Source organism: Acidovorax kalamii (assembly GCF_002245625.1).
Classification (GTDB): domain Bacteria; phylum Pseudomonadota; class Gammaproteobacteria; order Burkholderiales; family Burkholderiaceae_C; genus Acidovorax; species Acidovorax kalamii.
On sequence record NZ_NOIG01000006.1, the window covers coordinates 101334 to 124803 of the forward strand.

Below are 23470 nucleotides of genomic sequence, written 5' to 3' on the forward strand. Positions count from 1 at the left end.
GACAACATGAGCAATCTCTGGGACCTCGATCACATCCAGCCCGCAGGCACCGACGTGCTGGCAGGCGACACCATCGCAGCCATGTTCTGGAACGCCGTGGCCGAGCGTGGCCCGCGCGTGTGGATGCGCCAGAAGGAACTGGGCATCTGGAAGAGCTGGACCTGGAACCAGACGGCCGACGCCGTGCGCGAGATTGCGGGCGGCCTGATGTCACTGGGGTTTGCGCCGGGCGAATGTGCATCCATCCTGTCCAACACCAACATCGAATGGGTGCTGGCCGACCTGGCTGTGCTGAGCTGCGGCGGCGTGGCCAACGGCATCTACCCCACCGACGCTGCCGCGCAGGTGCACTACCTGAGCGAAGACTCGCGCACCACCGTGTTGTTTGTGGAGGACGACGAGCAGCTCGACAAGGCGCTGGAGGTGCGCGGCCAGTTGCCGCTGCTGCGCAAGATCGTCGTGTTCGACATGGAGGGCCTGCGCGGCCTGCAAGACGCCGATGTGCTGAGCCTGGCCGCCCTGCGCGAGCTAGGACGCACCTGGAACGCCCAGCACCCCGAGGCGCTGATGCAGCGCGTCAAGGCCTGCCGCCCCGACGATGTGGCCATCCTGGTCTACACCTCGGGCACCACCGGCAAGCCCAAGGGCGCCATGCACACACACGCCGCACTCACCTACACCGTGCGCGGCTACAACACGCTGATATCGCGCAGCGAGGCGGACGAGACCATGTGTTTTCTGCCGCTGTGCCACATTGCCGAGCGCATGGGCGGCGAGTACTTCTCGCTCTACACCGGCGCGCGCCTGAACTTTGTGGAGAACCCCGACACCGTGCCCGAGAACGTGCGCGAGATCGCGCCCACGGTGTTCACGGCCGTGCCGCGCGTGTGGGAGAAGTTCTACTCCGGCGTGATGATTGCCCTGAAGGAATCCACGCGGCTACAGCAGGCGGCCTATGCCTGGTCCATCGGCGTGGGCACACGCATTGCCGACCTGGTGCTGGCGGGCCAGCCGGTGGGCGGGTTGCTGAAGCTGCAGTTCCAGCTGGCGCGCTGGCTGGCACTCAACAACGTGCGCAAGCTCATCGGCATCCACCGCGCGCGTTTTCTCGTCACCGGCGCCGCGCCCATCTCGCCCGAGCTGGTGAAGTGGTACCTGGCACTGGGTGTGCCCATGCTGGAGGTATGGGGCATGACCGAAACCTGCGGCGCCGCCACCGGCGTGCCTGCAACGCGCATCAAGCCCGGCTCCATCGGCCCGGCCGCCAGCTACAACGAGGTGCGCATCGACCCCGCCACGGGCGAGATCCTGGTGCGCGGCCCCAACGTGTTCAAGGGCTACCTCAACCTGCCTGAAAAGACCGCCGAAACCATCGACGCCGACGGCTGGCTGCACACGGGCGATGTGGGCGCCATCGACGCCGACGGCTACCTGCGCATCACCGACCGCATGAAGGACATCATCATCACGGCGGGCGGCAAGAACATCACGCCCAGCGAGCTGGAGAACGAACTCAAGTTCAGCCCCTACGTGACCGACGCCGTGGTGATTGGCGACAAGCTGCCCTACCTCACGGTGATCATCATGATCGACCAGGAGAACGTGGAGAAGTTTGCGCAGGACCACGACGTGCCCTTCAGCAACTACGCCAGCCTGACCCGTGCGCGCGAGGTGCAGGATTTGATCCAGGCTGAAATCGACCGTGTGAATGCCAAGTTCGCCCGCGTGGAGCAGATCAAGAAGTTCTTCCTGCTCGACACCCAGCTCACGGCCGAGGACGAAGAGCTGACGCCCACCATGAAGCTCAAGCGCAAGCTGGTGCAGCAAAAGTACGCCCCCCAGATCGAGGCCATGTACCGGTAGGCGCGCGCGGCACGCAAGCCCAACCAAACCCAAACCAACCCCGTCAGGATAGGGAAAGTGCTGGTGCCCCACCCCGGGCATCGTTCTATAACGAGCGATCGTTTTTGTTTCGATCCAACCGAAGGAGACGTGCCATGAAGTTTCATCACATCGCCGCGCTGGCCCTCGTGGCCATGGCCGGTGCCTCCGCCCAAGCCCAGCCCAGCCAGGGCGTGAGCAAGGACACCATCACGCTGGGCTCCATCCAGGATCTTTCCGGCCCGCTGGCAGGGTTTGGCAAGCAGGTGCGGCTGGGCATGATGCTGCGCGTGGACGAAGCCAACGAGCAGGGCGGCATCAATGGCCGCAAGCTCGACCTGAAGGTGGAAGACTCGGGCTACGACCCCAAGAAAGCCGTGCTGGCCGCACAGAAGCTGGTCAACCAGGACAAGATTTTCATCATGGTGGGCCACATCGGCACGGCCCAGAACCTGGCGGCCATGCCCGTGCAGTTCAGCAAGAACGTGATCAACTTCTTCCCCATCACCGCCGCGCGGGAAATGTACGAGCCCTTCCACAAGCTCAAGTATTCGTTTGCCGCCACCTACTACGACCAGATCCGCCTGGCCGCACCCAAGCTCATCAAGGAAAAAGGCGCCAAGAAGATCTGCACCATCTACCAGGACGATGAGTTCGGCCTGGAAGTGATGCGCGGCGGCGAAGCTGCGCTCAAGTCCATCGGCATGGAGTTCACCGAGAAGACCTCGTACAAGCGCGGCGCTACCGATTTTTCGTCGCAGGTCGCCAAGATGAAGTCTTCGGAATGCGACTTCGTGATCCTGGGCACCATCATTCGCGAGACCATCGGCACGATTGGCGAGGCGCGCAAGACGGGCTTCAACCCCACCTTCCTGGGCTCCAGCGCTGCCTACACCGACCTCATCCACAAGCTGGGCGGCAAGCCCATGGACGGCCTGTACGCCACCATGACGGTGCAGCACCCCTACCTGGACGAGGCCAGCCAGCCCATCCGCTTCTGGGCCAACAAGTACAAGACCAAGTTCAACGAAGACCCCACCGTCTTCTCGGTCTATGGCTACAACGCGGTCGATGCCTTCATCAAGGCGGCACAGAAGGCGGGCCCCAACCTGAGCACCGACAGCTTCATCAAGGCCATGGACACGATGGTGATTCCGCCCGACATGTTCGGCAGCGCCGAAGCCACCTTTGGCCCGCAAAAGCGCCTGGGCAGCGACCTCTCGCGCCTGTCACAGATCACCGACAGCAAGTGGAAGGTGGTGTCGGACTACGTCAAGCCATGAGGACCTGAGCGCCCTCACCCCAGCCGCCTTCGGGCGGCTTTTTGCATTTCAGGGGGTGCGTTCCGGCGGCGTCGATGGCAAAATGATTTTAACCAAGCAGTAACTTTGCATAAATAGGATCGACCAGCACCATGATCGAACGCACCCTCTTCCAGCCCGACCACCAGGCCTTTGCCGACAGCTTCCGCCGCTTTATCGAGAAAGAGGTGACGCCCCACCACGCCGACTGGGAAGACCAGGGCTATGTGGCGCGCGAGGTGTGGAGCCAGGCGGGCGCCAACGGCTTTCTGTGCATGAGCCTGCCCGAGGAATACGGCGGCGCCGGGGCCGACAAACTGTATTCGGTGGCGCAGATGGAAGAGCTGGCGCGTGCAGGCACCACCGGTATCGGCTTTGGTCTGCACAGCGAGATCGTGGCGCCGTACATCCTGCACTACGGCACCGAGGCACAAAAGCGCAAGTACCTGCCGCAGATGGCCAGCGGCGCCGTGGTGGGCGCCATCGCCATGAGCGAGCCTGCTGCGGGCAGCGACCTGCAGGGCATCAAGACCACGGCCATCAAAAGTGCAGATGGATCGCACTACGTGCTCAACGGCAGCAAGACCTTCATCACCAACGGCTGGCATGCCGACCTGGTGATCGTGGTCGCCAAGACCGACCCGGCCGCAGGCGCCAAGGGCACCAGCCTGTTGTTGGTCGAACGCGGCATGCCCGGCTTTGAAAAGGGCCAGCGCCTCAAGAAGCTGGGCATGAAGGCACAAGACACCTCCGAACTGTTCTTCAACGACGTGAAGGTGCCTGCCGAGAATCTGCTGGGCGGGCCCGCCATGGAAGGGCGCGGCTTTATCTGCCTGATGGAGCAGCTGCCGTGGGAGCGCCTGCAGATCGCCATCACCGCCGTGGCTGCGGCCCAGGCCGCGATTGACTGGACGCTGGACTACGTCAAAGAGCGCAAGGTCTTCGGCCAGCCCGTCGCATCGTTCCAGAACACCCGCTACACCCTGGCCGAACTGCAAACCGAGGTGCAGGTGGCCCGCGTGTTTGTGGACAAGTGCTGCGAGCTGATCGTGAAAGACCAACTCGACACCCAGACCGCCAGCATGGCCAAGTACTGGACGACCGACCTGCAGTGCAAGGTGATGGACGAATGTGTGCAGCTATTCGGCGGCTACGGCTACATGTGGGAATACCCCATCACCCGCGCCTACGCCGACGCGCGCGTGCAGCGCATCTACGGCGGCACCAACGAGATCATGAAAGAAGTCATCTCACGCGGCATGGGCTTGAAATGAGACACCCCCCTGTGGCGCTGCGCGCCTTCCCCCCGCTCTCGCATTGCTGCGCAATGCGGGCAGGGGGACGCAGCCCTCACTGCGGGGCGGCCCTTGCTTGGCTGCCCGCGCCTGGGCCAGTGGAGAAACCACCCACCGCTACTGTATTCATAGCTATCAGCGCTCGATGGACGCGCGCAAACGGCCAATTTCATTCAAATCTGGAGACCACACCATGACCGAAGCCTATGTTTTCGACGCGCTGCGCACCCCGCGCGGCAAGGGCAAGAAGGACGGCACCCTGCACGAAGTCAAGCCCATCGACCTGCTGGTGGGCCTGCTGACGGAGCTGCAAGCGCGCCACCGCTTTGATACGGCGGCGGTGGACGACGTGGTCATGGGCATCGTCTCGCCCGTGGGCGAACAGGGCTCGGTGCTGCCGAAGGTGGCCGCGCTCAAGGCCGGGTGGGACTTTCGCTGTGCGGGCGTGCAGGTCAACCGCTTCTGCGCCTCGGGCCTCGAAGCCGTGAACCTGGCCGCGCAGAAGGTGCGCAGCGGCTGGGAAGACCTGGTGGTGGCGGGCGGCGTGGAGAGCATGAGCCGCGTGCCCATTGGCTCCGACGGCGGCGCCTGGGCGCAAGACCCGGAGACCAACTCCGCCACGCTGTTCGTGCCCCAGGGCATCGGCGCCGACCTGATCGCCACGCTGGACGGATACACCCGCGCCGACGTGGACGCCTTCGCGCTCGAATCCCAACGCCGCGCCACCGCTGCGCGCGCAGCGGGCTACTTCAAGAATTCGGTCGTACCCGTGCGCGACTTCATCGGCCAGACCATCCTGGCGGAAGACGAATTCATCAAACCCAAGACCACGCTGGAGGGCCTGGGTGCCCTCAAGCCCTCGTTCGAGCAACTGGGCGGCATGGGCTTTGACGCCGTGGCGCTGCAACGCTACCCGCAGGTGGAACGCATCCACCACGTGCACCACGCGGGCAACTCGTCGGGCATCGTGGACGGTGCTGCCGCCGTGCTCATCGGCAACGAGGCCGCCGCCAAGGCACATGGCCTCACACCGCGCGCACGCATCGTGGCCACTGCGCTCAGCGGCGCCGACCCCACCATCATGCTCACCGGCCCCGTGCCCGCTGCCAAGAAGGCGCTGGCCCGCGCGGGCATGACCATTGACCAGATCGATCTGTTTGAAGTGAACGAGGCCTTCGCCGCCGTGCCCATGCGCTTCATGCGCGAGCTGGGCGTACCGCACGACAAGGTCAACGTGAACGGCGGCGCCATCGCCATGGGCCACCCGCTGGGCGCCACGGGCGCCATGATCCTCGGCACCCTGATTGACGAACTGCACCGCCGGGGCCAGCGCTATGGCCTGGCCACGCTGTGCGTGGGCGGCGGCATGGGCATTGCCACCATCGTTGAACGTATCTGAACGGGCAGGAGACAAGAACATCATGCAAACCATCCGCTACGAACTCATCCCCGCCCAGGGCACCAACGGCGAAGTTGCCGTCATCACGTTTGACGAAACCAACTCCCCCGTCAACACCATGTGCCGCCAGTGGCAGCAAGAGCTGGGCGAGGTCACGGCGTGGGTAGCAGCCGACCGCGAACGCCTGGGCGCCGCGCTCAAGGGCATCGTGCTCGCGTCGGCCAAGACCAGCTTCTTTGCGGGCGCCGACCTCAAGGCCACCATGCGCCTCACGCCCGCCGATGCACCCAACGCGTTTGGCGAAATCGAGCGCATGAAGAAGCACTTTCGCACGCTCGAAACGCTGGGCATCCCTGTGGTGGCCTGCCTGAATGGCGCGGCACTGGGTGGCGGCTGGGAAGTGGCCCTGGTCGCCCACTACCGCATCGCCGTGGCCGACCCCAAGATCCAGTTCGGCCTGCCCGAGGTGACGCTGGGCCTGATGCCTGGCGCCACCGGCGTGACCAAGATGACGCGCCTGCTGGGCCTGATGGGCGCGCAGCCCTACGTCCTGGAAGGCAAGCTCTTCAACCCCGCCGAGGCGCTGGAGCTGCAACTGGTGCACGAGCTGGTGGCCACGCGCGATCAGCTGCTGCCCGCCGCGCTGGCCCACATCGCCACCCACCCGCACGCGGTGCAGCCGTGGGACGACAAGAACTACAAGATGCCCGGCGGCACGCCCGCCAACCCCAAGATTGCAGGCGCCCTCACCGTCGCGCCCGCCATGCTCAAGAAGACCACGCGCGGCCGCTACCCCGCGCCCGAGGCGGCGCTGGCCGCCATGGTCGAAGGCGCCATGGTGGACTACGACACCGCCCTGCGCATCGAAAGCCGCTACCTCGCCCGCCTGATGACCGGCCCCGTGGCGCGCAACATGATCAACACGTTCTTCTTTGACATGAACGCGATCAAGAGCGGCAAGTCGCGCCCAGGCTCAGCCCCACGCTACAAGCCACAAAAGGTTGGCATCCTCGGCGCCGGCATGATGGGCGCAGGCATCGCCTGGGCCCAGGCCAGCCGGGGCATCGCCACCGTGCTCAAGGACGTGAGCGCGGAGAAGGCCGAGGCCGGCAAGGCCTACAGCGCCCGCCTCACCCAGGCCCGCGTGGACAAGGGCCGCATGACCGCCGAGGCGCAGCAGGCGCTGCTGTCGCGCATCACCCCCACCGCCAGCGCAACCGACCTGGCGGGCTGCGACCTCATCATCGAAGCCGTGTTCGAAAGCCGCGACCTCAAGGCCAAGGTCACACAAGAGGCCGAGCCGCAACTGGCACCCGGCGGCTTCTTCGCCAGCAACACCTCCACCCTGCCCATCAGCGGCCTGGCCAGGGCCAGCAGCCGGCCCGAGAAGTTTGTCGGCATCCACTTCTTCAGCCCCGTGGACAAGATGAAGCTGGTGGAAATCATCCGCGGCCAACAGACGGACGACGAAACCGTGGCCCGCGCCTTCGACTACGTGCAGGCCCTGGGCAAGGTGCCCATCGTGGTCAACGACTCACGCGGCTTCTACACCAGCCGCACCTTTGGCACCTTTGTGATGGAAGGCGCCGCCATGCTGGGCGAAGGCATCCCCGCCGCCGCGATTGAAAACGCCGCCATGCAAGCAGGCCTGCCTGTAGGCCCCCTCGCCGTGCTGGACGAAACCGCGCTGACCCTGAGCGTGCATGTGCTCGACCAGACCCGCGCCGACTACGCGGCCGAAGGCAAGACCTACACCGCAACGCCCGGCGAGCTGCTGGTGGAGCGCATGGTCAAGGAGCTGAAGCGCCCTGGCCGTGCGGGTGGCGGCGGCTTTTACGACTACCCCCCAGGCGCCAAGAAGCACCTGTGGCCGGAGCTGAAACCTCTGTTCGAAAAGCCCGGCGTGGAATGGAGCGTGCAGGAGATCCAGGACCGCCTGCTCTACCGTCAAGCCGTCGAAACCGCGCGCTGTCTGGCCGAGGGCGTGCTGACCAGCGTGCATGACGCGAACATTGGGTCGATTTTTGGGATCGGGTTTCCGGCGTGGACGGGGGGGGCGATGCAGTTCATTTATGGAACGGATGTTGAGACGTTCCTAACACGCGCGGATGAGCTGGCGGCGAAATACGGCTCGGGGTTCACGTTAGAAACAAAAGTCCGAGATGCCATCCGCGAATTTCAGCCACGCTATTGACTGAACCTGGGCCCTTCAAGTCGGATACCTGAAGGAGCTCACTTCGGGCTCCCGCAATGCATCCCCGACCAACTGCCACATATGTAGGTCTGGAGTTGTCGCGAACACGAACCACAACTCTGCAATGTGCAGGGTGGGAAACACAACCTCTTCCAGAGAGAAACGGCCCTCTCTGTTGAGAAAGATAGCAACTATCAAGTCATCGCCGGAATATTTGCTCAAACCATCGACCAATGCCTGGACAGTTGCACCTTCGTTCAAATGCGCTGGCACCAACTCCTTGAGTTGCACCCGCGCAAAGTGCTGAACATCAGCAATCAGCCATGTAGCAACGAAGTCATAGTCACTTGATTCCACAGGAGAAAACAGAACCTGGTGCCCCAGACGCAGGGACATTCCATGGCAAAAAAGCGCAGCATGGCGAAACTCGCGTATGGGCTTCAAGCCGTTGGTTCGTAGATTGCGGACTTGTGGGGACAAGTTTGCGCCTACCATTTGAGACTCGATCTGGCGGAGTTCACGCAGAACCACTGCGGGGTCACGATACGACAGCGCGGCAAATCCCTTGAGGGCCGAGGAGGACTGCGTCACGGACTTTCCCCTTCACCAGCTGTAGAAGACGTTCATGTGATTTGTCCAGTTCGAACGGACTCGTTACGGTCCTGCGTACTCAGTCACCTTAAATGCTCAGTAGAGATGACACCACAAATAGTAAAGAAGCTCGTTTGGGTACTCATTGGCCAAGCAGTTCTCTCTTTCTGTGTAGCGGGCGTGTTCATGGTGTTTCACTCTCCCATGATCAAGACGGACACCATTGGGGCGGTCGAAAACATCGACAGAAATTATGTGCACCGCGACCAGCTGACTCCTGCGCAGATCAGTGAGTTGAACGAATACAAACGCGCCATCCAAACCAACGAAGACGCCCATTGGGGAAGGCATCGCTTTTCTCGGATGGTGGTGATTTACGGATTCTCGCTATCGGCAGCTTTGAGCCTTGTAGTCGCCTGGTTTCTCGCGCGGCGGGTATGTCCAAACCCTTCGCAGAGTTAACGCAGCGCTACCCGAGGCCACTCCAACGCTGGGTAAAGTGCCAACTGGCGCTACCAGCTAACCCAAGCTGCGGCGCTGGGCGCTATTCACGCTCACGGAATGCCCGCGACCTTCAACCCCAACATCCCCCGCGCCTCCTGCGGCGAAGCCACCTCCCGCCCCGCATTGCGCGCGTACTCCGCCAGTTTCTCAATCAACGGCCCGTTCGAATCCGCCTTGGTCCCATCCGGCAGATAGAACGTATCCTCCAGCCCCGTGCGCAGGTGTCCGCCCAGCTCGGCCACGCGCTGGTGCACGGGCCAGATCTCGCTGCGACCGATGACGGTGGCTTGCCAGGGGGCGTCTTTGATCTTTAGCTTGAGCAAAATGGGCAGTAGGTCCGGGTCCGCAGGCATGCCAGATTCGACGCCCATCACAAAGTTGCATTCGCGGCGTACACGCCCCCATCCGAGGCCTTTTATCCACGCTCCCCACGCACCAACAACTCCACCAACGGCGCATTGATGAAATACAAGTGCTTGCCTTGGCTGTGCTCCTGCACCAGCCCCGCTTGGGCCAGTTGTCGCAAGTAACGCGCTGCCGTTTGTCGCGTGATGCCCAGGTCGTTCTGCACGAATTCGATACGCGTGTAGGGGTGGCGAAACAGGTTGTTGAGCAGGTCCTGCGAGTACAGCTTGGGGGTGTCGGTCCGCATGCGGCGCTTGGTTTCTACCATCAGGTCGCGCATGCCCCCCACCAGTTGGACGGCTTGGCGCGCCGTCTGCGCCACGGCATTGAGCATGAAGACCACCCACGCCTGCCAGCTAGCGGCAATGGCTGCCGGGTCGCCTTCCGCATCGCGCACCTCCTGCAGCAAACGGTAGTAGTCACCCTTGTACTGATTGATGTAGCGTGAGAGGTAGAGCACGGGCGTGTCCAGCAAGCCGGTGCGCACCAAATACAGCACACACAGAATCCGCCCGATGCGGCCATTGCCATCACTGAAAGGGTGGATGCTTTCGAACTGGTGGTGAATCAGCGCCATCTTGATGATCGGGTCCAGGTCGCTGGCCGAGTCATCGTTGACGAATTGTTCCAGCGCCTGCATGTGGGCTTGCACCTGCGAGCTGTCTTGCGGTGGCACGAAGACGGTTGCGCCGGTTTTCTCATTCTTGAGCACCGTGCCGCCACCGGTGCGAAACGTCTCGCTGCTGTTCTTCAGCAACTGGAACAGCGCAATCAGCGTGCCATTGCCCAGGATGCCTTGTTGCTCTCGCATGCGGTCGAATCCGTGCCTCAGCGCCTCTCGGTAGCGCGACACCTCCTTGGCGGCGGGCGACACCCATTCGGCGATGTGCAAATCCGCCTGAAACAACTCGTCCTGCGTGGTGACATAGCTTTCCACTTCCGAACTCGCCTTGGCCTCCTGTAATGCCAAGGTGTTGATCAGAATGGCCTGGTTGGGAATGCTGGCGGCGCAGCCTTTGAGTTCTGCCAGATGGCGATGGGCCGCGACCAATGCCCTGAGCAGTTCTGGCGTCTGAAAATCGACACCCAGCGGCGGAAGTTTGGGGATGGAGTAGCTGGGTTGCAACGTCATGGAGTCATTCCGCTCGTGTCTGGATTCACGCAAAAAACGCACATGAGCACCATGATGCGTTAAAAAAACACGACTTTTCTAACATGACTGGGCCGTCATGTTAAATAAATGACGTGCCCATGCGCGGTGTTGATCCTTCCAAGAGATGAACGACCGAAGTGAGCAATTGCCCACCAGCCGCAAGCTAGAGCACCTGTAACCCCAACATCCCCCGCGCCTCCTGCGGCGACGCCACCTCCCGCCCCGCGTTGCGCGCGTACTCCGCCAGCTTCTCAATCAGCGGCCCGTTCGACTCCGCCTTCGCCCCATCCGGCAGATAGAACGTGTCTTCCAGCCCCGTGCGCAGGTGCCCGCCCAGTTCGGCCACGCGCTGGTGCACGGGCCAGATCTCGCTGCGGCCGATGACGGTGGCTTGCCAGGGGGCCTCCTTAATCTTGAGCTTGAGCAGGATGGGCAGCAGGTCGGGGTCCGCAGGCATGCCGGATTCGACGCCCATCACAAAGTTGTATTCGGGCAGGCGTTCGGTGTACATGCCGGTCTGCACATACATCTCCACGCAGCGCACGATGCCCACGTCAAAGCACTCAAACTCGGGCAACGTACAGGTCTCCAGCATCACGTCGATGAAGTCCTTGACCTTGGCGGGCTGGTTGTCGAACAGCATGGGCGGCCAGGCCCAGGTGCCGTTGCTGCGCACCTTCAGGTAGTTGAGAGAGCCGGCGTTGCACGCCGCCATCTCGGGGCGGGTGGCGCGCAGGCAATCCAGCGGGCCCTGGTAGTTGGGGCCGACCACGCCGGTGGTCTGGTTGATGATCAAACCCGGGCAGGCCTCGCGCATGGCCTGCACGCAGTCGCGCGCCACCTGCGGGTCCCAACTGGGCAGGTGGCCTTTGCCGGGCTCCTGGTTGCGAAAGTGCACATGGACCACGGCGGCGCCCGCGTCGTAGGCGCGACGGGCTTCTTTCGCTAGTTGCTCGGGCGTGACGGGCACGTGATGCTGGCCGGGGTCGGTCAGCACGCCGGTGATGGCGCAGGTGATGATGGCTTTGTTGCCGTGGTCGGTGCTGTGCATGGTGCCTGTCTCCTTCAAATGCCTAGCTGGCGTGCAGCCAGGTCTTTCATGATTTCTTCTGCACCGCCGCCGATCATCATGACCTTGACCTCGCGGTAGATGCGCTCGCTGACGGTGCCGCGCATGAAGCCCATGCCGCCCAGGATCTGCACGGCCTGGTCGGCGCAGAACTGCATGGTTTGGGTGGCGTGGTTCTTGAGCAGACACACCTGCGCGACCCACTCGGGGCCGGTGCGGCCCGCGTCGGCCTGCGCGGCCACGGACTCGCACCATGCGGCGGTGGACTGGATGCGCATTTGCATGTCCACCAGCTTGTGGCGGATGACCTGGTGCTCCACCAGCGCGGCGCCAAAGGTCTTGCGCTGGCGGGCCCAGGCCAGGGCTTCGTCGTAGCAGGCCTCGGCAAAGCCCAGGGCCGATGCGGCGAGGCCAAAGCGCTCGCCATTGAAGTTGGCCATGATGATGCGAAAGCCCGCGCCCTCTTCGCCCAGCAGGTAGCGGGCGGGCACGCGCACGTTGTCAAAGCGCAGGTGGGCGGTGTCGGAGCAGAGCCAGCCCATCTTGTCGAGCTTGCTGCGCGACAGGCCTGCGCTGTGGCCGGGGATGAGCAGCATGGAGATGCCGCCACTGCCCTTGCTGCCAGCGTCGCCAATGCGCACAGCCACCGTGATCCAGTCCGCGCGCATGCCGGACGTGATGAACACCTTTTCGCCGTTGACGATGTACTCATCGCCCTCGCGCCGCGCAGTGGTCTTGAGTTGGGCTACGTCGGACCCGCCCCCGGGCTCTGAAATGGCCAGCGCGGCTATCTGCTCGCCTGCCAGCACGGGCGGGATGACCTCGGAACGCACGGCATCGCTGCCATGCGCCAGCACGGGCGGCAGGCCGATGTTGTGCGACAGCAGGCTGGCCAGCACACCGCCGCTGGCGCCGTGGCGGCTGAGCGCGCGCCACAGTGGCAGGCGCAGCTGGTAGCTGGCGGGCGTGCCGCCGTATTGCTCGGGGTAGCCCAGGCCCAGCAGGCCCAGGTCGGCCGCGCGGCGGTACAGGCTGCGGGGGAATTCACCCGCAGCGTCCCACGCGTCCACATGCGGCGCGATCTCGGTGCGGGCAAAGCGGGTGACGGTGTCGGCGAGGGCGGTGCGGTCTTCTTCGCTCGCCGTGATTGCGTCGGACGTGACGGTCATGCGGGCGCTCCTTGCGTGGCGGGTGCAAAGCGGGCCAGCACCTGACCGGGCGACACCTGCTGGCCGGGGGCCACCAGCAGCTCGGCCACGGTGGCGGCTGCGGGGCTGGCCAGGCTGTGTTCGAGCTTCATGGATTCGATGACCACCACGGTGTCGCCCGCCGCCAGCGCCTGGCCTGCAGCCACGGGCAGCGCGACCACCTTGCCGTTGAAGGGGGCGCGCAACTCCGTCGCACCGCCCGCCACACCCGCGCGCACGGCGGGTTCCCACGATGCGTCTTCCACCCAGCCGTCCACGCCGCCGGTTTGCCAGTGCCAGCGCCGGGGGCCCACCGCCACGCAGTGCACACCGCGCTGGGGCAGTTGCAAAGTCACAGGCTCTGCACCGGCCTGCTCCACCTGCAGCCTTCCACCGCCCAGCTCGCGCACGGCAATGGAGTGCACCTCGCCCTGGTGGCGCAGCCGCAGGGGCCGGGCCATGGCACAAGGCAGGTCCGACGTCGGATTTGAAGCAAAAATGGCCGATAGCGCAGGAGGAACAAGCGCTGATAGCTCTTCATTTAATAGCAACTCCTGCAGGCCAGCAGCGTACTCCGCCAGGAACGGCACCAGCGCTTGGCCGCTGGCAAACACGGGGTGCTGCAGGCAGGCCGCCAGAAACGCGCGGTTGGTGGGCAGGCCCAGCACGCGGGTGTTGTGCAACGCACGCACCAGCGCGGCGACGGCCTCGGCCCGCGTAGGCGCGTGCACGATGAGCTTGCCCAGCATGGCGTCGTAGTGAGGCGTGACCTCTGCCCCCTCCTCCAGCGCATGGTCAAAGCGCAGCGCGCCCGGCGCAGCTCGTTCAAACGCGGTGGCGGGCGGCGCGCTGAACCGCAGCACGCGGCCGGTGTGGGGGCGGAAGTGCGCGTCTTCGGCACACAGGCGCACTTCGATGGCGTGGCCTTGCAGATGCACCTGGTCTTGCGTGAGCGGCAGCGGCTCACCCCGCGCCACGCGGATCTGCCATTCAACCAGGTCCAGCCCCGTGAGCGCTTCGGTCACCGGGTGCTCCACCTGCAGGCGGGTGTTCATCTCCATCAGGTAGAAGTCTTTGCCGTCGAGCAAGAACTCCACCGTGCCCGCGCCCACATAGCCAGCAGCCTGAGCCAGCGCCACGGCGCAGGCGCCCATGCGCTCGCGCAGCGCGGCGTCCACGGCGGGGCTGGGGGACTCCTCGATGATCTTCTGGTGGCGGCGCTGTACCGAGCAATCGCGCTCGCCCAGGTGGATGCATCCGCCGTGAGCGTCGGCAAAGATCTGCACCTCCACATGGCGCGGCTGCAACAGTGCGCGTTCGATGAGCAGGTCGCCACAACCAAAACCCGCCAGCGCCTCCGACCGTGCGCTGGCCAGTGCGGCGGGCAACTGCGCCAGGTCGGTGACCAGGCGCATGCCGCGCCCTCCCCCGCCCGCGACGGCCTTGACCATGAGGGGCGTGCCGATGCGCGCAGCCTCGGCTGCAAAACGCTCGTCGCTCTGATCCTCCCCCGCATAGCCGGGCAAGCAGGGCACGCCGTGTGCGACCGCCAACGCCTTCGCACCAGCCTTGCTGCCCAGCGCGCGGATGGCGTCGGGCGGCGGACCGATCCAGGTCAGGCCCGCATCGATAACGGCCCGGGCGAAGTCAGCGTTCTCGCTGAGGAAGCCATAGCCGGGGTGCACGGCATCTGCGCCGCTGGCACGGGCGGCGGCCAGCAGCTTATCGATGCGCAAGTAGGTGTCGGCGCTGGCCGCGCCACTCAGCGCCAGGGCCTGGGTGGCTTCGCGCACATGCAGGGCATTGGCATCGGGATCGGAATAGACCGCGACGGTTTCGATGCCCATGCGGTGGGCGGTGTGAATCACCCGGCGAGTGATCTCGCCGCGATTGGCGATCAGTATCTTTTTCATAGGCTGTGCCCTCGCGGCTCCATCGCCCGCCAGCACGCTGCGCGTGCACGGGCAATCTGCTTCGCCATGCCTGCGGCATGAACAGCCCGATTGGCAATGAGGATTTTCTTCATGAGTTCGCACTCCACGGCGGCGCCTTGCGCGCAGCGAACGCCGCCAGCCCTTGCGGCGCCTCGGGGCCACGCAGCGCTTGCGAAAAAGCAATTGCCGCTTCGTCCAGCAGCGCGGGCAACGGCGTTTCGGGCTGGGCCAGCAACAAACGTTTGGTGGCGGCTACAGCGTGGGGTGCGGCGGCGGCGTGGCGTGCGATGGCAGCCCGTACAGCAGCATCCATGTCGCCCTCCACCACGTCATCGACCAGGCCCAAGCGCTGGGCGGCAGCGGCATCCCAGCGCTCGCCTGTCAGCAAACACCGCCGCGCAGCAGACGGGCCAAGGCGCCGCACCACAAAGGGCGCGATCTGCGCAGGCACGATGCCCAGCGTGACCTCGGGCGTGGCGAACTGCGCGCTGGTATGGGCCAGCACCTGGTCGGCGCAGCACACCAGGCCAAAGCCGCCGCCCATGGCCGCGCCCTCCACCGCCACCACGAGCCACTGCGGCAGCGCGCACAGGGCCTGCAGCAGAGTGCCGAATCGGCGGTTCAGCGGTACCAGCGGGTCAGCCTCGCCGGCGGCCAGGGGCTGTCCAATGGTCTTGGCAAAGCCACCCAGGCTGCCCCCCGCGCAAAAGTGGCCACCGGCACCACGCAGCACCACGCCTCGCAGGTCGGCATCGGCTGCAGCCCGCTCGCACGCGGCCAGCAGGGAGTCCACCATCGCCTCGGACAGCGCATTGCGGCTGGCCGGGTCATTGAGCGTCCAGGTTTCCACACAGCCGCTAGCCAGCGGCGCGCGGGTTATCTGTAAAGGCATGTCAGGTCTCCACCGTGCTGCGCGCTACGCACGACATACGAAACTGGCGCGGCCCAGTGCCAGGGCAGCCGAGCAAGGGCCGCCCCGCAGCGAGGGCTGCGTCCCCCTGCCCGCATTGCGCAGCAATGCGAGAGCGGGGGGTAGCGACGAAGTCGCTCAGGGGGGTGTTGCTCATCTCTTGGCGACGCCCATGAGCTTGGACAGGATGCCCAGCATCACTTCGTCGGCCCCGCCGCCGATGGACGCCAGCCGCCCGTCGCGGTACATGCGCGAGACCTTGTTCTCCAGCGTAAAGCCCATGCCGCCCCAGAACTGCAGGCAGGTGTCGGGCACCTCGCGGTTCAGGCGGCCGGCCTTGAGCTTGGCCATGCTGGCCAGCTCCAGCACGTCCTGCCCGTTCACGTACAGGTCGCAGGCGCGGTAGGTGAGCGCGCGCAGCGCTTCCACCTCGGTCTTGAGTTCGGCCAGCTTGAACTGCACCCACTGCTGGTCGGCCAGCGTGCTGCCAAACAACTTGCGCTCCTGCGCGTAGTCGATGGTCCACTGGATGCAGTGGTTCAGCGATTCGAGCGTGCTGGCGGCGCACCACAGGCGCTCTTCCTGGAACTGCTGCATCTGGTAGATGAAGCCCTGCCCTTCGGCACCGATGCGGTAGCGTTGCGGCACGCGCACCTCGTCGAAGTAGATCAGCCCCGTGTCGCTGCTGTGCATGCCGATCTTGCGGATCTTCTGCGCCACCTCGATGCCCTTGGTGAGCTTGCCGCCCGGGCCATCCCGCATGGGCACCATCACCAGGCTCTTGTTCTTGTGCACGGGGCCTTCGCCCGTGTTGACCAGCATGCACATCCAGTCGGCCTGCAGGCTGTTGGTGATCCACATTTTCTGGCCGGTGATCACGTAGTCGTCGCCGTCCTTGCGCGCCACGCTTTTGATGCCTGACACGTCGCTGCCCGCCGCCGGCTCGCTCACGCCGATGCAGCCCACCATGTCGCCCGCGATGGCGGGGGCCAGAAACTGGCGCTTGAGTTCTTCGCTGCCGTAGCGCGCCAGCGCCGGGGTGCACATGTCGGTCTGCACGCCGATGGCCATGGGCACGCCGCCGCAGTGGATGTGGCCCAGCGCCTCGGCCATAGCCAGGCTGTACGAGTAGTCCAGCCCCTGCCCGCCGTATTCCTCGGGCTTGCACAGGCCCAGCAGGCCCAGGTTGCCCATCTTCTTGAAAACCTCGTGCGCGGGGAAGATCTCGGCCGCCTCCCACTCGTCCACATGGGGGTTGATCTCTTCATCGATGAAACGCTTGAGGGTCTTCTGGATCTCGCGGTGCTCGTGCGTGAACTGCATGGTGCTTGTCTCCTGCTGTTGCGTTTGTGTGTTCGTGTGCCTGCAAACCTCGATCACGAAAGCTGAAACTGCCCCAGCGGCTGTGGCCGCCCGTTGAGCACCAGCTCCACCTGGTGCGCGCCGGGGTAGTGGGTGCGTGTGGTCATCTGCTGCAGCGACAGCGTCTTGCCCACCGCTACGGTGGCGCCGGGCGGTATGTCCAGCGTCTGCAGCTTGAACACCTTGGGCGCCGCGCCGCCGTGGGCCTTGACGTAGTGCACCTTGAGGTCGGCCAGCACGCGCTGGGGCTGGGGTGTGGGGTTGTGCAGTTCGGCCTCGATGCGCACCTTGTCGCCAATGCGTGCGCGGGCGGGCAGCACGCGCGCGGCCCGCACATCCAGCGCCACGGCATGGCCCACGCCCAGGGCATCGAGCGCGCCAGCGTCACCGCGTTTGATAAGAAAACGCAGGCCGTGGCGCACCAGTGCTTCGCGCGGCGCAGGTGCGCTCTGCAGCCAGGCGCGCGCGGTGCCCACGGCGAGATCGGGGTGGTCCTTGGCGATGTCGCCCAGGTGGTTGGCCACGGAGCGACGCACGTAAGACGATGGGTCGTCCTTGAGCGCATCGAGCAACGGCAGGGCCAGTTGCGGGTTCGCCTGGAAGGCAGGCAAACGCGGCGCCCAGGGCAGGCGCGGCCGCGTGCCTTCGCTCACCAGACGGCGCACATGGGCGTTGCCATCCTGCGCCCAGTCGCGCAGCCGCGCGAGTGTGGCGCCCTGGTGGTGCAACAGGTAGGGGCGTATGCAGAACTCGGCGGTAAAGCGCTGGGTGAGCGCGTGCTGCGCGGCCATGGCCGCCTCGAAATGCGGCAGGCCGTGTGTGCCGATGTAGATGCTGTGCGGCAGGTACAGGAAGGCGCTGTAGGGGCGGTCACCCGCGTCGGGCTCGCCCACCGCATCGAGGCCCATGGGTGGGTCCATCGATTCGACCAGCACACCCAGCGCGCGCGGCACGTCTTGCGGCAGGTGGGTCTGCAGGGCCTGCGCAATGCGCTGGCCGCGCGCCATCAGCTCCAGCGATTCGTAGCCGGGCTGTACCTGCTGCAGAAACGCGGTGGTATCGAATTTGCGCCACGCGCGCCGCACCATGGCCGCGATGCGCGGGGGCACGGTGTCGTTCAGCAGGTATTTGAGAGGCTCGGCCATCGTAGGGATTGCGTGCGAAGCGCTTACATCCGCGCCACGCCAAAGCTCAGGGGCCGCAGCGTGCGGGCCTGTGCTTCAGCGCAGGTGTCCAGGCAAAACGCCAGCACGGCGCGCGTGTCGCGCGGGTCGATCACGCCGTCGTCCAGCAGCAGACCGCTGGTGTAGAACGCATCGGCCTGGGCCTCGAACATGGCGACGATCTTGCCGAACTGGGCCTGCGATTCGGCCGGGTCGGGCGTGATGCCTTTGCGCGCCAGCGCCGCTTCGGTCACGATCTGCATGGTGCGCGCGGCTTGCTCGCCGCCCATCACCGCCGTCTTGGCGCCCGGCCAGCTGAACAGGAAGCGCGGCGCATAGCCCCGCCCGCACATGCCGTAGTTGCCCGCGCCAAAGCTGGCGCCGCACTGGATAGTGATCTGCGGCACGGTGGCGTTGGTCACGGCCTGGATCATCTTGCTGCCGTGCTTGATCATGCCGCCCTGCTCGCTGTCCTTGCCCACCATGTAGCCCGTGGTGTTCTGCAGGTAGATGATGGGGTGGCCCAGCTGGCACATCCACTGGATGAAGTGGGTGGCCTTGTTCGCGCCCGCCACGTCGATGGGGCCGTTATTGCTGATGAAGCCCACCGCATGGCCCTGGATGTGGCCCTGTGCGCAGACGGTGGCCATGCCGTAGCGGGCCTTGAATTCGAGCAGTTCCGAGCCGTCCACCAGCCGCGCCATCACCTCGCGCATGTCCACGGGCTGGCGCAGGTCGGAAGACATCAGGGAGAGCAGATCGTCTGCGGGCAAGGTGGGCCCAGGTGCGCTGGGTCGCCGGGGCATGTTCCACCCCAGCTGCGCGACCACATCGCGTGCCAGGCCAATCGCCTCACGGTCGTCCTGCGCTAGGTATTCGCCCAGGCCCGAGACGGCGGTGTGCATCTCGGCCCCGCCCAGCTCTTCCTCCGTCGCTATCTCGCCGGTCGCGGCCTTGAGCAGCGGCGGCCCGGCCAGAAAGGCGCGTGAGCGGCCCTGCACCATGATCACCACGTCCGACAAGCCGGGCATGTAGGCCCCGCCCGCCGTGCCCGAGCCGTGCTGCACGGTGATCACCGGAATGCCCGCCGCCGACAGCAGCGCGAGGTTGCGGAACAGTGTGCCGCCGTGCACGAAGCCCTCCACCCGGTAGCGCATGAGGTTGGCACCTGCGCTCTCCACCAGGTGGATGAACGGCAAGCGGTTTTGCAGCGCGATCTCCTGCACGCGCAGGATCTTTTCCAGGCCCATGGGCTGGATGGCGCCGGCCTCAATGCCCGAGTCGCTGGCCACCACCATGCAGCGCACGCCGCTCACAAAGCCAATGCCCGCGACCATGCCGCCGCCGGGCACGGACTTCCCGGGGTCTTTCACGTCCTGCAGGTAGCCCGCCAGCGTGCACAGCGGCAGCCAGGGCGCACCGGTATCCAGCAGCAGCGCCACACGCTGGCGCGGCAGTAGCTGACCGCGCTTTTCAAACTGGGGCAGCGACCGGGCCGAGGCGGCGGCGGCGCGCTCTTCCAACGCGCGCAGGGCGTCCAGCCGGGCCTGCAGCGCTGCGCGGCGCTGCGTGGCCTCGGCGCTGCCTGGGTTGAATCGGGAAGTGAAGACGGCGGTCATGCGGCCTCGGGCTTGGGGGTATGGGAAGGTGCAAACACCTGCGGCACCTGCGCGCGGTGAAAGCCGTCAAACGGCCGCACGGCCGGGTGTGCTGCGGCGGTGGCACCAGGCGGGCGCTGCGGCCAGCCCATGCGCACCTGGGGCCGTGCGCCGTCCACCCGCAGCGTGGTTCCGCTGATGAAGCTGGCTGCCGGGCTGAGCAAGAAGGTGATGGCCGCCGACACCTCGGCCTCGTTGCCAAAGCGGCCAAGCGGCACCGTGCGCGGCATGGCACGCAGCATGTCGCCCGCCTCGGGCGGGTAGTTGTCCATGCCGCTGGAGGCGATGTAACCCGGCGCCACGGCGTTCACGCGCACGCCGCTGTGCGCCCATTCCAGCGCAGCGGTTTCGGTGAAGCTGACCATGCCAGCGCGCGCAGCCCCGCTGTGCCCCATGCCCGGCATGGAGCCCCACATGTCGGCCACGATGTTGACGATGGAGCCCCCGTGCTGCGCCATCCACTGCCGGTAGCACTCGCGCGCCATCAAGAAGCCACCCGTGAGGTTGGTGTGCAGCACCGCCTCCCAGCCCTTGGCGCTGATGGATTCAAGCGGCGACATGAACTGCCCGCCCGCGTTGTTGACCAGCGCATCGATGCGCCCCTGCGCAGCAACGATCTGCTGCACCAGCGCCACCACGCCTTCTTGAGAGCGGATGTCGCACACCTCACAGGACACAAGGCCGCCATCGGCAGTGATCTCTTCAGCCACGGCCAGCAGCTTTTCAGGCTTGCGCCCCACCAGCACCACATGCGCGCCCAGGTGAGCCAGTTCGTGTGCCGTGCACCGGCCAATGCCGGAGCCGCCGCCGGTGACCACCACCACCTGGCCCAGGAACAGGCCCGGAGCAAACACAGACTGGTAGGCGTTGCGCGCTGTGGGGACCATGGTGACTCTGCCTTGATGGGGTTGTTTGTTATGAACGGATAAACAAGGCGAGTGCCTCGTCGGTGAGCGCGTCGAGCGACTTGCCCTTCTTGGGCGAGAACCATTGCACCGCCCAGTTGAGCGCCCCAAAGATGAACAACCGCGCCACACCGGGCTCGGCCTGCAGTGCGCCCTGCTGTGCCAGCGCTTCCAGCACGGGCATCCAGGTGGCCTCGTAGCTGTCCTTGATGCGGGCAATGCCCTTGCGCTGCGCGGGCGTGAGCGAACGCCACTCGTACAGCATCACCGGGATGAAGCTGCTGCGCGGGCCGAGCAGGATCTCGAAATGGTGGCGAATGAGTGTGTGCAGCTGTTCGCGTGGTGTGGCCTTGGCGGGCAGTGCATCGAGTGCCTGCTGCTGGCTTTGCGCAGCCATGGTCATGCCCTCGCTCATCACGGCATAGAGCAGCGCGCTTTTGCTTTCGAAGTGGTAGAAGGGCGAGCCGCTGTGCATGCCCGCCGCCGCCGCAATGTCGCGCGTGCTGGTGGCGGCAAAGCCCTGGGTGCGGAAGAGTTTGGCAGCGCCGTCCATGAGTTTGCGACGGCGGTTGCCGTCGTCGAGTTCTTCGGCGGTCTTGCGGGGGCGGCCGCGCGGGCGGCGGGTGGGATCTTCGGAGGAAAGGGTTGCTTTGGGTGCGGAATTGGCGCTGGAGGAGGCTGCGGCCTTGCTGCGGGGGCGGGCCGGGGGTTTCTTGGGAGCGGGGGCGATAGCGCTGGTGCGCGGCACGGGTGAATCCATGCGGGCACGATAGCAAAACTGTTTATTTTTAGCAAGCAAGTGCTTTGTAAAAATGGCTGGCTTGTCCCATCATGATTGCTATGGAGTGCTATTCGAGGTGAAGCGCTTGTATCTATTGCCGGGTTTGCTATCCATTTGGAAGCGGATGACATGCCCATGCGAAGAGCGGAGGCCGGGAGTCGCCCGGCATGCGAGTAACTTTCTTTCGCGTCGCCGAAAGAAAGTCACCAAAGAAAGGGCGACTCTACTGCGCGCGTCCCTTCGCTGCGCTACGGGCAACCTGCGATGCTCGCACAGGGGGTGCGCCGCAGAACTCACTGCGCGCTACGCGCTCCGCTCAAACAACTGCGGCAAGTCAGAGCACGAAGTGCGTGTGTCCTTCGGCACACGCACGCACCCCCTGCCCTGCGCTTCTCGGCACGCGCAGAAGGGAACCCGAGGGACATCCACTCGGGCCATTGCTTCGCTACGCTGCGCTCGGCCCCCTCACGCGGGCGCAAGCGCCACACGCTGCGAAAGCTGGGCCGAGCGCAGCGATGGCCCGTGTGGCTGTTCGGCTGTTAGATGTTCGGCTCCTCACCCCTGCTGGCTGCGCCTGCGGCGGGGCGGTTGTGGGGTGAGCATGGGCGTCGAAGCGCCCATGCCTCGTGAACTGACTCGCCGTGGTTGTCCGAGCGGCGCTGCGTAGCAGCAAAGCGAGTTCCACGGCGCACCCCGCAAGCGCCCCGCCGCAGGTTTGCCCCTTCGCACAGCGAAGGGGTCGCAGACTGGGGGTCGCCTTTTCTTTGGTGACTTTCTTTTGGCGAAGCAAAAGAAAGTTACTCGCATGCCGGGCGACTCCCGGCTCCCGCACTCAACACGGGCATGCAGTAGCCACCGCACAAAAGCTTCGACAGGCTCAACCCAAACGGACGGGGCGAGAACGAACTATAAAAACAATAGCTGCCAGCGCTTTGTGTAGAAGCGCAAGCAGCCAAAAACCCCTCAGAACCAACGACTCAAACCGCGCTGAAGTCGGGACGGCGCTTCTCCATAAAAGCCGAAAACGCCTCCCGCGCCGCAGGCTCGCGCAGCATGCGCCCAAAGCTCTCGCCCTCTTCCGCCATCACCTCCAGCACCTTCGCCTGCTGCCCGCCCTTCATCAACCGCTTGGTTTCGATGAGCGACGACAACGGCTTGGCTGCCAGCTTCTTCGCCTGCGCCTGTGCCACCCCATTGCACTCGGTGGGCGGCACCACGCGGTTCACCAGCCCCACTTCCAACGCGGCTTCGGCCATGAACGGCTCGCCCAACAGCAAGGCTTCCGCAGCGCGGTGGTACCCCAGCATCTGCGGCACCAACAGGCTGGATGCGGCCTCGGGGCACAGGCCCAGGTTGACGAACGGCATGGAGAACGCCGCGTTGTCGCCCGCATAGACCAGGTCGCAATGGAACAGCATGGTCGTGCCAATGCCCACGGCCGGGCCGCAGACCGCTGCGATCACGGGCTTGGGGAAGGTGGCGATGCCGCGCAGAAAACGGAACACGGGCGAGTCCTGCGTGGCGGGCGGCTGCTGCAGAAAGTCACCGATGTCGTTGCCTGCGCTGAAGATCGCCACGTCGCCCTGGAACACCACCACGCGCACGCTGGCATCGGCCTTGGCGGCATCGAGCGCATCGGCCATGGCGGCGTACATGTCGCGCGTGATGGAGTTCTTCTTGTCCACACGGTTGAAGGTGATGGTGGTCACGCCCGCTTCGGTGTGGGCAAGAATGTCTTGGGTGGCTTCGGTCATGGTGGTGAAGGCTCCGGGGTCTGA

The 23470-nt window shown here is 65.3% G+C and carries 18 protein-coding genes and 1 pseudogene; 6 read left to right on the top strand and 13 right to left on the bottom strand.

What is annotated here, in order from left to right:
* Positions 1-6 precede the first annotated feature (6 nt).
* The 5 genes from CBY09_RS09315 (at position 7) to CBY09_RS09340 (ending at position 8070) form a co-directional block, all read left to right on the top strand.
* Positions 7-1863 (top strand): AMP-dependent synthetase/ligase, encoded by a 1857-nt coding sequence (locus CBY09_RS09315; RefSeq protein WP_094288795.1) that lies wholly within the window; start codon positions 7-9, stop codon positions 1861-1863.
* 134 nt (positions 1864-1997) lie between these two features.
* Entirely contained in the window at positions 1998-3164 is a 1167-nt protein-coding gene (locus tag CBY09_RS09320; protein ID WP_094288797.1) for an ABC transporter substrate-binding protein, read from the top strand.
* Between the two features lie 131 nt (positions 3165-3295).
* Complete coding sequence (locus CBY09_RS09325) at positions 3296-4456, top strand: acyl-CoA dehydrogenase family protein (protein ID WP_094288799.1); 1161 nt, start codon at positions 3296-3298, stop codon at positions 4454-4456.
* Positions 4457-4670: 214 nt separating this feature from the next.
* Complete coding sequence (locus tag CBY09_RS09335; protein ID WP_094288803.1) at positions 4671-5876, top strand: acetyl-CoA C-acetyltransferase; 1206 nt, start codon at positions 4671-4673, stop codon at positions 5874-5876.
* Between the two features lie 22 nt (positions 5877-5898).
* Positions 5899-8070 carry a 3-hydroxyacyl-CoA dehydrogenase NAD-binding domain-containing protein gene (locus tag CBY09_RS09340; protein WP_094288805.1) on the top strand — a complete coding sequence of 724 codons (2172 nt, stop codon included), beginning with the start codon at positions 5899-5901 and terminating at the stop codon, positions 8068-8070.
* A 15-nt stretch (positions 8071-8085) separates the two neighbouring features.
* On the opposite strand, the gene CBY09_RS09345 is transcribed toward CBY09_RS09340, so the two are convergent.
* Positions 8086-8661, bottom strand: coding sequence for a hypothetical protein (locus tag CBY09_RS09345; protein ID WP_133066266.1), 576 nt, complete (start codon positions 8659-8661; stop codon positions 8086-8088).
* Positions 8662-8865: 204 nt separating this feature from the next.
* Here CBY09_RS09345 and CBY09_RS09350 point away from each other — a divergent pair, with 204 nt between their 5' ends.
* Positions 8866-9123 (top strand): hypothetical protein, encoded by a 258-nt coding sequence (locus tag CBY09_RS09350; RefSeq protein WP_133066267.1) that lies wholly within the window; start codon positions 8866-8868, stop codon positions 9121-9123.
* A gap of 92 nt (positions 9124-9215) precedes the next feature.
* On the opposite strand, the pseudogene CBY09_RS09355 reads toward CBY09_RS09350, so the two are convergent.
* From CBY09_RS09355 to CBY09_RS09410, 12 genes and pseudogenes are all read right to left on the bottom strand, one after another.
* Positions 9216-9554: pseudogene (locus CBY09_RS09355) on the bottom strand (3-keto-5-aminohexanoate cleavage protein); the annotation flags it as partial.
* A gap of 26 nt (positions 9555-9580) precedes the next feature.
* The gene (locus tag CBY09_RS09360) at positions 9581-10702 is read right to left on the bottom strand and encodes a Fic family protein (protein ID WP_094288811.1); all 1122 of its coding nucleotides are present in this window, start codon (positions 10700-10702) and stop codon (positions 9581-9583) included.
* Positions 10703-10886: 184 nt separating this feature from the next.
* On the bottom strand, positions 10887-11774 hold the full coding sequence (locus tag CBY09_RS09365) for a beta-keto acid cleavage family enzyme (RefSeq protein WP_094288813.1): 888 nt from the start codon (positions 11772-11774) through the stop codon (positions 10887-10889).
* A gap of 14 nt (positions 11775-11788) precedes the next feature.
* Positions 11789-12961 (bottom strand): acyl-CoA dehydrogenase family protein, encoded by a 1173-nt coding sequence (locus CBY09_RS09370; RefSeq protein WP_094288815.1) that lies wholly within the window; start codon positions 12959-12961, stop codon positions 11789-11791.
* Positions 12958-14892: an ATP-binding protein gene (locus tag CBY09_RS09375; protein WP_094288817.1), complete on the bottom strand. Its 1935-nt coding sequence runs from the start codon at positions 14890-14892 to the stop codon at positions 12958-12960. Before CBY09_RS09375 ends, CBY09_RS09370 begins: the two co-directional genes overlap by 4 nt.
* A 109-nt stretch (positions 14893-15001) precedes the next feature.
* Positions 15002-15805, bottom strand: coding sequence for an enoyl-CoA hydratase/isomerase family protein (locus CBY09_RS09380; protein WP_094288819.1), 804 nt, complete (start codon positions 15803-15805; stop codon positions 15002-15004).
* Between the two features lie 171 nt (positions 15806-15976).
* Positions 15977-17146: an acyl-CoA dehydrogenase family protein gene (locus CBY09_RS09385; RefSeq protein ID WP_094288821.1), complete on the bottom strand. Its 1170-nt coding sequence runs from the start codon at positions 17144-17146 to the stop codon at positions 15977-15979.
* A gap of 53 nt (positions 17147-17199) precedes the next feature.
* Positions 17200-18330 carry a DNA alkylation repair protein gene (locus CBY09_RS09390; protein WP_094288823.1) on the bottom strand — a complete coding sequence of 377 codons (1131 nt, stop codon included), beginning with the start codon at positions 18328-18330 and terminating at the stop codon, positions 17200-17202.
* 23 nt (positions 18331-18353) lie between these two features.
* Positions 18354-19967, bottom strand: a complete 1614-nt coding sequence (locus tag CBY09_RS09395) for an acyl-CoA carboxylase subunit beta (RefSeq protein WP_094288825.1) — start codon at positions 19965-19967, stop codon at positions 18354-18356.
* Entirely contained in the window at positions 19964-20893 is a 930-nt protein-coding gene (locus CBY09_RS09400; RefSeq protein ID WP_094288827.1) for an SDR family oxidoreductase, read from the bottom strand. Before CBY09_RS09400 ends, CBY09_RS09395 begins: the two co-directional genes overlap by 4 nt.
* Before the next feature lie 28 nt (positions 20894-20921).
* Positions 20922-21671, bottom strand: coding sequence for a TetR/AcrR family transcriptional regulator (locus tag CBY09_RS09405; RefSeq protein ID WP_094288829.1), 750 nt, complete (start codon positions 21669-21671; stop codon positions 20922-20924).
* A gap of 998 nt (positions 21672-22669) precedes the next feature.
* Entirely contained in the window at positions 22670-23446 is a 777-nt protein-coding gene (locus tag CBY09_RS09410; protein ID WP_094288831.1) for an enoyl-CoA hydratase, read from the bottom strand.
* Between the last annotated feature and the right edge of the window lie 24 nt (positions 23447-23470).

Excerpts from the sequence above, each read along its gene's own strand:
- CBY09_RS09410 (WP_094288831.1), bottom strand. The coding sequence starts at position 23,446 with ATGACCGAAGCCACCCAAGACATTCTTGCCCACACCGAAGCGGGCGTG.
- CBY09_RS09315 (WP_094288795.1), top strand. The coding sequence starts at position 7 with ATGAGCAATCTCTGGGACCTCGATCACATCCAGCCCGCAGGCACCGAC.
- CBY09_RS09320 (WP_094288797.1), top strand. The coding sequence starts at position 1,998 with ATGAAGTTTCATCACATCGCCGCGCTGGCCCTCGTGGCCATGGCCGGT.
- CBY09_RS09405 (WP_094288829.1), bottom strand. The coding sequence starts at position 21,671 with ATGGATTCACCCGTGCCGCGCACCAGCGCTATCGCCCCCGCTCCCAAG.
- CBY09_RS09395 (WP_094288825.1), bottom strand. The coding sequence starts at position 19,967 with ATGACCGCCGTCTTCACTTCCCGATTCAACCCAGGCAGCGCCGAGGCC.
- CBY09_RS09335 (WP_094288803.1), top strand. The coding sequence starts at position 4,671 with ATGACCGAAGCCTATGTTTTCGACGCGCTGCGCACCCCGCGCGGCAAG.
- CBY09_RS09390 (WP_094288823.1), bottom strand. The coding sequence starts at position 18,330 with ATGGCCGAGCCTCTCAAATACCTGCTGAACGACACCGTGCCCCCGCGC.
- CBY09_RS09370 (WP_094288815.1), bottom strand. The coding sequence starts at position 12,961 with ATGACCGTCACGTCCGACGCAATCACGGCGAGCGAAGAAGACCGCACC.
- CBY09_RS09340 (WP_094288805.1), top strand. The coding sequence starts at position 5,899 with ATGCAAACCATCCGCTACGAACTCATCCCCGCCCAGGGCACCAACGGC.
- CBY09_RS09365 (WP_094288813.1), bottom strand. The coding sequence starts at position 11,774 with ATGCACAGCACCGACCACGGCAACAAAGCCATCATCACCTGCGCCATC.
- CBY09_RS09380 (WP_094288819.1), bottom strand. The coding sequence starts at position 15,805 with ATGCCTTTACAGATAACCCGCGCGCCGCTGGCTAGCGGCTGTGTGGAA.
- CBY09_RS09400 (WP_094288827.1), bottom strand. The coding sequence starts at position 20,893 with ATGGTCCCCACAGCGCGCAACGCCTACCAGTCTGTGTTTGCTCCGGGC.
- CBY09_RS09360 (WP_094288811.1), bottom strand. The coding sequence starts at position 10,702 with ATGACGTTGCAACCCAGCTACTCCATCCCCAAACTTCCGCCGCTGGGT.
- CBY09_RS09325 (WP_094288799.1), top strand. The coding sequence starts at position 3,296 with ATGATCGAACGCACCCTCTTCCAGCCCGACCACCAGGCCTTTGCCGAC.
- CBY09_RS09385 (WP_094288821.1), bottom strand. The coding sequence starts at position 17,146 with ATGCAGTTCACGCACGAGCACCGCGAGATCCAGAAGACCCTCAAGCGT.
- CBY09_RS09375 (WP_094288817.1), bottom strand. The coding sequence starts at position 14,892 with ATGAAAAAGATACTGATCGCCAATCGCGGCGAGATCACTCGCCGGGTG.
- CBY09_RS09350 (WP_133066267.1), top strand. The coding sequence starts at position 8,866 with ATGATCAAGACGGACACCATTGGGGCGGTCGAAAACATCGACAGAAAT.